This is a genomic window from Parvibaculum sp. (assembly GCF_035511255.1).
Classification (GTDB): domain Bacteria; phylum Pseudomonadota; class Alphaproteobacteria; order Parvibaculales; family Parvibaculaceae; genus Parvibaculum.
In genome coordinates, this window is the sequence record NZ_DATKFR010000363.1 from 1 (window position 1) to 8,362 (window position 8,362).

Annotated in this window: 8 protein-coding genes; 6 read left to right on the plus strand and 2 right to left on the minus strand. The window is 64.5% G+C overall.

Features of this window, described 5'->3' with window-relative positions; genetic code table 11:
* Window positions 1-279 precede the first annotated feature (279 nt).
* Window positions 280-828, plus strand: coding sequence for a DUF924 family protein (locus VMR03_RS13880; protein ID WP_325406206.1), 549 nt, complete (start codon window positions 280-282; stop codon window positions 826-828).
* 3 nt (window positions 829-831) lie between these two features.
* On the opposite strand, the gene VMR03_RS13885 is transcribed toward VMR03_RS13880, so the two are convergent.
* Window positions 832-1,212 carry a GNAT family N-acetyltransferase gene (locus VMR03_RS13885; RefSeq protein WP_325406208.1) on the minus strand — a complete coding sequence of 127 codons (381 nt, stop codon included), beginning with the start codon at window positions 1,210-1,212 and terminating at the stop codon, window positions 832-834.
* Window positions 1,213-1,488: 276 nt separating this feature from the next.
* Between VMR03_RS13885 and VMR03_RS13890 the strand changes: the two genes are divergently transcribed.
* From VMR03_RS13890 to VMR03_RS13910, 5 genes are all read left to right on the plus strand, one after another.
* Window positions 1,489-2,220 (plus strand): SDR family NAD(P)-dependent oxidoreductase, encoded by a 732-nt coding sequence (locus VMR03_RS13890; RefSeq protein WP_325406209.1) that lies wholly within the window; start codon window positions 1,489-1,491, stop codon window positions 2,218-2,220.
* Window positions 2,221-2,381: 161 nt separating this feature from the next.
* On the plus strand, window positions 2,382-2,588 hold the full coding sequence (locus tag VMR03_RS13895; protein WP_325406210.1) for a hypothetical protein: 207 nt from the start codon (window positions 2,382-2,384) through the stop codon (window positions 2,586-2,588).
* Between the two features lie 89 nt (window positions 2,589-2,677).
* Complete coding sequence (locus tag VMR03_RS13900) at window positions 2,678-3,616, plus strand: alpha/beta hydrolase (RefSeq protein WP_325406212.1); 939 nt, start codon at window positions 2,678-2,680, stop codon at window positions 3,614-3,616.
* A 185-nt stretch (window positions 3,617-3,801) separates the two neighbouring features.
* Complete coding sequence (locus VMR03_RS13905) at window positions 3,802-5,394, plus strand: AMP-binding protein (RefSeq protein WP_325406213.1); 1,593 nt, start codon at window positions 3,802-3,804, stop codon at window positions 5,392-5,394.
* 44 nt (window positions 5,395-5,438) lie between these two features.
* Window positions 5,439-7,139: a SulP family inorganic anion transporter gene (locus VMR03_RS13910; RefSeq protein ID WP_325406215.1), complete on the plus strand. Its 1,701-nt coding sequence runs from the start codon at window positions 5,439-5,441 to the stop codon at window positions 7,137-7,139.
* Between the two features lie 104 nt (window positions 7,140-7,243).
* Here the strand turns inward: VMR03_RS13910 and VMR03_RS13915 are convergent.
* A partial coding sequence (locus VMR03_RS13915; RefSeq protein ID WP_325406216.1) for an FAD-binding oxidoreductase occupies window positions 7,244-8,362 on the minus strand: 1,119 nt, incomplete at its 5' end.

Genomic DNA, 8,362 nt, shown 5'->3' on the forward strand with positions numbered 1-8,362 from the left:
CTGATGACCGAGCCGCCCTCGATCGACGGTCACGAGATCACCGACAAGGGCTATGTCAACCAGCGGGCGACGCTCGACCGGCGGGCGCATCTCGTCCAGCGGCTTTACGAGGAGACGGCGCCGGAGGATGTGATCGTCGTCTGACAGGCCCGACTAGCAATACAAATACAGGTGTCGTCCCGGCACTCGTTGCCGGGACCCATAAGACACGGCACTATGTCGCGCGCAGATGGATCCCGGGAACAAGTCCCGGGATGACATTGAAAGCTCGGAAAGCCCATGCCCATCGCCCGGCCTCGCGAGATTCTCGATTTCTGGTTCGCGGCCGGGCGGGACAAATGGTTCGCGACCGATCCGTCCTTCGACAGCGAAATCCGCAAACGCTTCGGCGACACGCATATGGTCGCCTGCGAGGGCAAGCTCGACGACTGGATGAAGGACGCGCAGGGCGCGCTGGCGCTCGTCATTGTGCTCGACCAGTTCTCGCGCAATCTCAATCGCGGCGATCACCGTGCCTGGGCGAATGACGAGAGAGCTCTTCGCGTCGCGCGCGAGGCGATCCGACGGCGCTTCGACGTCGAGCTGCCGATCACCGCGCGGCAATGGTTCTACCTGCCCTATATGCATGCCGAAGACGTGGCGGCGCAGCGCGAGAGCCTGCATTTTCACGCGACGCGGCTCGACGATCCGGAAAGCCTTCGCTTTGCCGAAATCCATGCGGACATCGTCAAGCGCTTCGGCCGCTTTCCGCATCGCAATGCCGTGCTCGGTCGCGAGTCGACGCCCGAGGAGCAGAGCTTTCTGGCAGAGGGTGGCTTCGCCGGCTGAACGTCATGCGTGGACCAAGGCGCGATAGGTCTCCCAGGTAGGTCCTCCGACAAGCTCGCCGCCCTTTCGCGCAGCCCAGTCGGCCGCATGGTCGATCAGGGCGCGCCCGATCCCCTGTCGGCGAGCGTTACGATGGACGACGAGTTCGCCGATCTCGACCGTCCGCATTCCCGGCTGGTCCCGTAACATCAGCGTGGCGAGGCCGTGAAGGATACGCGCGTCCTTTTCGGAGGCGACGTAAATGGCGCTGTGCGGCCCGGCGATAAGGCGCGCGATCTGCGCCCGTTCCCGCCGCTGTCCGACGCCGAGCTCCGCGAAGAGGTCGCAAAGCTGTTCGTAATCGGCTTCGGTCGCCTGCCGGATGGTCAGTGTAGGTGGGATCACGATAGGTCTCCTCGGAGGGCCGTCTGGCCGGAGACCATCTTTCAAGACAATGCCGCCGGCTTGCGGCGGCATTGGTCAAACAGGATCGACGCCGCGCTTATGTAAGCAGCGTAAAATACCAGGCGTGGATGTGGCGCGTTGCGATCATGGCCGGACCATAGCGCCGGGAGCGCGGCCGGGCAATGGCCGAAAATGTCGCCGTTCGCGGATTCTTCCTCTTGGTTCCTCCCCGTCGCTAACCATATGCCCCTCGGATAGGGATGGAGGAGGGACCTCATGAAGCGGCAGACCGCGATCGTTCTGGGCGTCGGCCCGGAAAACGGGCTCGGCGCGACCTTGAGCAGGCAGGTCGCGGAGGAGGGGCTCCATGTCTTCGTCGCCGGGCGCACGCTCGCCAAGGTGCAGGCGGTCGCCAATGCGATCAACTGGGCGGGCGGGGAAGCGACCGCCGTCGACAGCGATGCGACGAACGAGGAGGATGTCGTCACGCTCTGGCGCGCGGCGGAGGCCGAAGGTCCGGTCGGGCTGGCGATTTACAACGCCGGCAACAACATGCCGGGCGGCGTTGAGGGGATGGAGGCGGATTATTTCGAGCGTTGCTGGCGCGTCTGCTGTTTCGGCGCCTTCGTCTTCGCGCGTGAGGCGGCGCGGCACATGAGCCCGCGCGAGGACGGCACGCTGCTTTTCACTGGCGCCTCGGCCTCGATGCGCGGGCGGGCGGGATTTGCCGCCTTCAGTTCGGCCAAGGGCGCTCTCCGCAATCTCGCGCAAAGTACTGCGAAGGAACTGGGGCCGAAGGGCATCCATGTCGGCCATGTCGTCATCGATGGCGGCATCGACGGCGAGAAGCTGCACAGGGGGCTGCCCGACTATGCCGCGCAGCGCGCGCAGGAGGGCCGGCTCATCGACCTTGGCGGCATCGCCGAGGTCTATCTCGGCCTGCACAGGCAGCGCCGCGCCGCCTGGACCTTCGAGGCCGACGTCAGGACGCATAACGAACCCTGGTAAGGGCGGAAAAATCCGCCGCCATGTGTCTTTCCGGCCGGGCAGGCTTTACCCATACGACGAAGCCGAGCCCGTCTAGCCCCTTGATTCCATTCAGAGACGTCTCTGGCCCGAGGGTTGCAGAAGCATGGGAACAGCTCGCCAATTGATCGAAAGACTGTCCCATGATGACCGACCACGAACTCAGCCTGCTCGCCGCCTACATGTTCGACACGCATGGAATGAAGGCTCTCGATTATGCCGATACGGCGGTTGAGGAACTGGAGCAGATCGGGGAAAAGCTGCGCGCCGATGCCTGGCGGGCACTCAAGGTGTTCGTCGTCGAGATGGCCGAGGGCCGCCGCTCGCGCGAGGGAAATATCCTCCACTGAGGAGGCGCTCATCGCGAGCTTTGCGGAACCGCTTCGGGCCCGCTAAAACTTTCTCCCAACAAGAACAAATTGCTAATTGGGAGAAGGAAATGGCACTCGACCCTCAGGTCAAAGCGCTTCTGGACGGCATGGCTGCGAATACCGATGTACCGCGGATCATCGACCTGCCGCCGCAGGGCGCACGGGAGATGTACCGTGCCATGGCGGCACAACTCGACGCCCAGGGCTTACCCATCGGCAGAACCGAGGATCGGACGATCCCCGGACCGGCGGGCGAAATCCCCGTCCGCATCTATACGCCGGTCGCGGCCGGCAGCGACGCGCTGCCCGTGCTCGTCTATTTCCACGGCGGCGGCTGGGTCATCGGCGATCTCGAAACGCATGACGCGCTCTGCCGGACCTTCGCCAACGAAAGTGGTTGCAGGGTGATCGCCGTCGATTATCGCCTCGCGCCCGAACACAGGTTTCCGTCGGCGGTCGACGACGCGCTGGCCGCCGTACAATGGGTGGAGGCGAATGCGTCCTCGATAGGTGTCGACCCCAATCGCATCGCGGTGGCCGGCGACAGCGCCGGCGGCAATCTCGCCGCAGTTGTTGCGCAACTCGCACGCGATACAAAGGGACCGCAGATCGCCTATCAGATTTTGATCTATCCGGTGACCGACACAGATACGGAGACCGGCTCCTATCAGGCGTTCGCTACGGGACACTTTCTCGAGCGCGACGGCATGGTCTGGTTCATCGATCATTATGCGGGCGAAGGCGACCGTGCCGATCCGCGTCTTGCGCCGCTCAAGGCCGCCTCGCTTGCGGGGCTTCCGCCTGCCTATGTCGTCACCGCCGGTTTCGACGTACTGCGCGACGAGGGGCGCGCCTATGCGGAGGCGTTGAAGGCAGCGGGCGTTCCGGTCGAATACGTCAATTACGATGGCATGATCCACGGCTTCTTCAACCTGCAGGCTGTTCTCGATGTGGGTCGCGATGCGGTGAAGGCGGCGTCAAAGGCGCTGAAGGACGCGCTGGCCTGATCGCCATCCTTCGAGACGCGCTCCTTCGGGTCGTTCCTCAGGATGAGGATTTGAGATTGACCTCACGTTGAGGAGGCCGCGTCATATGCGGACCTCCCGCTTCTCCACGACAAATTCAAGTCCAAAAGCTGGATGGATGGTCAGATAAGCATGGTGTAGAGGGGGACAAACACCGGGAGCAAACGATGACCGCACCGACCTTGAGAACGCCCGCCGTCCACCCGTTTTCGGGCTTCGACGTGCCGCATCTCCTCGCGCTGCACGCGGCGGCGCGGCCGGCGCACCCCTTCCTGATCTGGGAGCCTCTCGAAGGGCCGTCGCGGAGCTGGTCCTATGCGCAGTTCGCGGATGAGACGCGGCGCGTGGCGGCCGGGCTCAAGGCGCGCGGCGTCATGTTCGGCGACCGCGTGCTCGTCCATCTCGACAATTGCCCGGAAGCGATCATCGCCTGGTATGCCTGCGCGCATCTGGGCGCGGTGGCGGTCACGACCAATGCGCGCTCCGTCGGCGACGAGCTCACCTATTTCGCCGAACATGCGGGCGTCGTCGGCGCGATCACGCAGCCGAAATTCGCGGCGCTTGTCGCCGAGAGTTGCCGCGCGATCAGGTGGCTCGCCATCACCGAAACCGACAATGGCGCGCCGGCAGCGCCCGGCAACCTGCCGCAGAAATCGGAGTCCTTTGCGGCGCTTTACGGCGATGCGGCCGCCGCGCCGCTGAGACCCGCCGATCCCGCCGCCAATGTCGGCATTCAATATACGTCGGGCACGACGTCGCGGCCGAAAGGCGTCGTCTGGACGCATGCGAACGCGCTCTGGGGCGCGAAGCTTTGCGCGATGCACGAGACGCTGACGGCGGACGACGTGCATCTCGTCTATCTGCCGCTCTTCCACACCAATGCACAGTCCTATTCGGTTCTGGCGACGCTCTGGGTGGGCGGCACGGTCGTCCTGCAGCCGCGTTTCTCGGCCTCGCGCTTCTGGGATGTTTCGCTCCGCCATCGCTGCACATGGACATCGATGGTGCCCTTCTGCCTTCGCGCGCTCATCAATCACGACGTGCCGGCTGTGCATCACTACCGGCTCTGGGGAAATGGCGTCGCCTCACTGCCGACCGATGCGCATTTCCGCGTCAGGACCATCGGCTGGTGGGGCATGACGGAGACGATCACGCATGGCATCGTCAGCGATCCTTTCGTGCCGGCGCCCGCCATGACCATCGGCAAGCCATCGCCCGCCTATGAGATCGCGATCATCCGCGAAGACGGGCAGCCGGCGGAGGCGGGCGACACCGGAGCGCTGCTCATCAAGGGTGTTCCCGGCCTTTCGCTCTTCAAGGAATATTTGAACAACCCCAAGGCGACGGCCGAAAGTTTCGACGAACAGGGTTTCTTCATCACCGGCGACCGCGTGACGCTGATGGAAGACGGCTTCATCAAATTTGCCGATCGCGACAAGGACATGTTGAAGGTCGGCGGCGAGAATGTCGCGGCCTCGGAGATCGAAGTCGCGATCATGGCCGTCGGCGGCATTCAGGAATGTGCCGTCGTTGGACGGAAGGACCCCATGCTCGACGAGGTGCCGGTCGCCTTCCTGCTGGTCCCGGGTGGAGAGGCGGGTGCGGCAAAAGACCTCAAGGAGCGGGTCATGGCGCATTGCCGGAAATCGCTTGCGGATTTCAAGGTGCCGCGCGACATTCGCATCGTCGATGCCTTGCCGCGCTCGACTCTCGAAAAGATCGCAAAGGCCGAGCTGCGCCGTCAGCTTGAAGCCGAATAAGACGCGCAGGGCGCTCCTTTTCCCCGTATCGGGGAGGTTTAGCCATGCCGACTGCGACCCAACCCGCGGAATCCCGCTGGTCCTTGTTCATTCCTAAGCTCGTCACCGTTCTCCGTGAGGGATACGGCGCGGCGGAGTTTCGACAGGATTTCATCGCTGGACTGACGGTTGCGATCGTCGCGTTGCCGCTTTCGATGGCGCTCGCGATCGCGAGCGGTGCGACACCCGACAAGGGCATCATCACGGCGGTGGTGGCGGGCTTTCTCATCTCCGCGCTGGGCGGTTCGCGCTTCCAGATCGGCGGGCCCACCGGCGCCTTCGTCGTCGTCGTCTTCAACGTCATCGCGCAGCATGGTTATGACGGGCTCATCCTCGCGACCATGATGGCGGGCCTGATGCTAATCGCCGCCGGCCTCTTACGCATCGGCACCTACATCAAATATATCCCGCAGCCCGTCGTCACCGGTTTCACCTCCGGCATCGCGATCATCATCGCATCGAGCCAGATCAAGGATTTCTTCGGTCTCGTCGTCGATAAGGTGCCGGGCGATTTCTTTCCGAAGCTTGCGGCGCTTGGCGGCGCCCTATCGACGACGAGTCCGGCGACGCTGGCCGTCGCCGCCGGCGCGCTTGCCGTCATCGTGCTTATCCGGCGCTACCGTCCGACATGGCCACAATTCCTGATCGCGGTCGTCCTCGCCTCGGCGGCGGTCTATGTCTTCCATCTGCCGACCGACACGATCGGCTCGCGCTATGCGGGGCTCACGCCCCATTTCGAAATGCCGACTCTGCCGACGGTCACGTTCGCGCGATTGCGCGAGCTTTTTCCGACCGCTTTCACGATCGCTTTTCTGGCCGGCGTCGAGTCCCTGCTCTCGGCCATGGTCGCCGACAGCATGACGGGCCGGCGTCACCGCTCGAACTGCGAGCTCGTCGCGCAGGGCGTCGCCAACTGCGCCTCGGCGCTCATCGGCGGATTGCCCGCGACCGGCGCCATCGCACGCACGGCGACGAATATCCGCTCCGGCGCGAAAGGCCCCGTCGCCGGCATGCTGCACGCGGTCTTCCTGCTGATCTTCATGCTCGTCGCCTGGCCGCTCACGGCCTATATCCCGCTCGCGGCGCTTGCCTCCGTGCTGATGATCGTTGCCTGGAACATGAGCGAGATCGACAAGTTCGCCCATCTGATGAAGGCGCCGATGGGCGACCGGGCCGTGTTGCTCGTCACCTTCGCGCTCACCGTCATGGTCGACCTCACCGTCGCGATCGAGGTCGGCGTGGTGCTTGCCGCCGTCCTCTTCATGCACCGCATGTCGGAGGCGGTCGAGGTTCAGGCCAATGTGAAGCTTCTCGACGACGATGTGGCGGACGATACGCCGCATGAATCGCGGCCTGTCACACAGGCCGAGTTGCCACCGGGCGTCATTGCCAGCGTCATTCGCGGGCCGTTCTTCTTCGGCGTCGCGATGCGGCTCGGCGAAACGCTCGACCGCATCGGCAAGCCGCCGCGCGTATTGATCCTGCGGATGCGCGGCGTGCCGATGGTCGACGGTTCCGGCGCGAGCGCCATCCAGTCGCTGCTCGACCGTTGCGCGAAACACGGCACGAAAGTCATCGTCACCGGCATCCAGCCGCAGCCGAAGCAGGTGCTAACGGAAATGGGCATCCTTGATGAGAGCCGCGTGACGCTGGTGCCGAACATCGAGGTCGGACTCGCGACCGCACGGGAGATGGTGGGGGCGTAACCCAACCATCATGTCATCCCGGCTTTATGCCGGGATCCAGGGGCGGCAAATTCTGAGCGTGCGGCCCCTGGGCCCCGGGACAAGCCCGGGGTGACAGTTGTTGTCTACCCCAACAACTTCCCCGGATTGAGCACGCCGGTCGGGTCGAGTTCGCGCTTCGGCGACTTCAGCACATTGTAGCCGATGGGGCCCTTCTCCTCGGCGAGCCACGGGACATGGTCGATGCCGACGCCATGGTGGTGGCTGATCGTGCCGCGGTTTTCGAGGATCGCGTCGGAGGCGGCGCGCTTGATCGCCTGCCATTGCTCGATCTCGCGGTCGAGCTGGCGCGGGAAGACGAAGGTGAAATAGAGGCTCGCGCCGTCGGGATAGGAATGGCTCAGATGCGCCATGACGATGCCGCGTCCCGTCACTTCCGGCATGTTCGCCTTCATCGCGCCGTCGATGGCGTCGACCACGGCCTTGTGAAGCTTGCCCATATTCGACCAGCGCGTGGCGGTTTCGAGCGTGTCGAGGCCGATGCCGTGGTCGAGCATCGGATCGCGGGCATGGGGCGAGTTGAAGCGGCCGTGATACCATTTCTGTCCGGGCCCGGTGCCGAGCGCCAGCGCGCCGAGCTTCTTCGCAATCGCCTGCGTCTGCTCCTGCGCCCAGATCACCGTCTCGGCGTCGCCTTCATGGCCGACCAGCATCAGGCAGGGCTCGCCGTCGAAGCCCTTGAAGCGGAGATAGGCGCGCTGGAGCCGCGACTTAAGGCTCGTCTCGGAATGCGTCGCCGAAAAGGCCTGGAAGAAATGCGTTTCCGGCGCGTCCGAGAGGCGCACCATCGCGACCGGAATGTCGGCGTGGTTGATGCGACGCGCCGCCTCGATGCCGCTGGCGAAATCCTTGAAGAGATAACCGCGATAATCCTTGCGGGCCGGAATCTCGTGGATCTTCACCGTCGCCTCGCAGATGACGCCGATGGTGCCTTCGGAACCCGCGATCAGCTGATTGAGGTTCGGGCCGGCGGCGGAAGCGGGCGTTGCCTCCGTCGTCCAGAAGCCCTTCGGCGTCGCGACTTTCGCGGAGACGAGCCACTTCTCGGCCTTGCCGTAGCGGTTCGACTGCTGGCCCGCGCCGCGCGCCGCGATCCAGCCGCCCACCGTCGAGAATTCGAAGCTCTGCGGATAATGCGCGAGCGTTACGCCGTGCTTCTGCAGCTGCTCCTCGAGCGCGGGGCC

Coding starts and splice junctions, on each gene's coding strand:
- VMR03_RS13895 (WP_325406210.1), top strand. CDS start 2,382: ATGATGACCGACCACGAACTCAGCCTGCTCGCCGCCTACATGTTCGAC.
- VMR03_RS13900 (WP_325406212.1), top strand. CDS start 2,678: ATGGCACTCGACCCTCAGGTCAAAGCGCTTCTGGACGGCATGGCTGCG.
- VMR03_RS13880 (WP_325406206.1), top strand. CDS start 280: ATGCCCATCGCCCGGCCTCGCGAGATTCTCGATTTCTGGTTCGCGGCC.
- VMR03_RS13905 (WP_325406213.1), top strand. CDS start 3,802: ATGACCGCACCGACCTTGAGAACGCCCGCCGTCCACCCGTTTTCGGGC.
- VMR03_RS13910 (WP_325406215.1), top strand. CDS start 5,439: ATGCCGACTGCGACCCAACCCGCGGAATCCCGCTGGTCCTTGTTCATT.
- VMR03_RS13890 (WP_325406209.1), top strand. CDS start 1,489: ATGAAGCGGCAGACCGCGATCGTTCTGGGCGTCGGCCCGGAAAACGGG.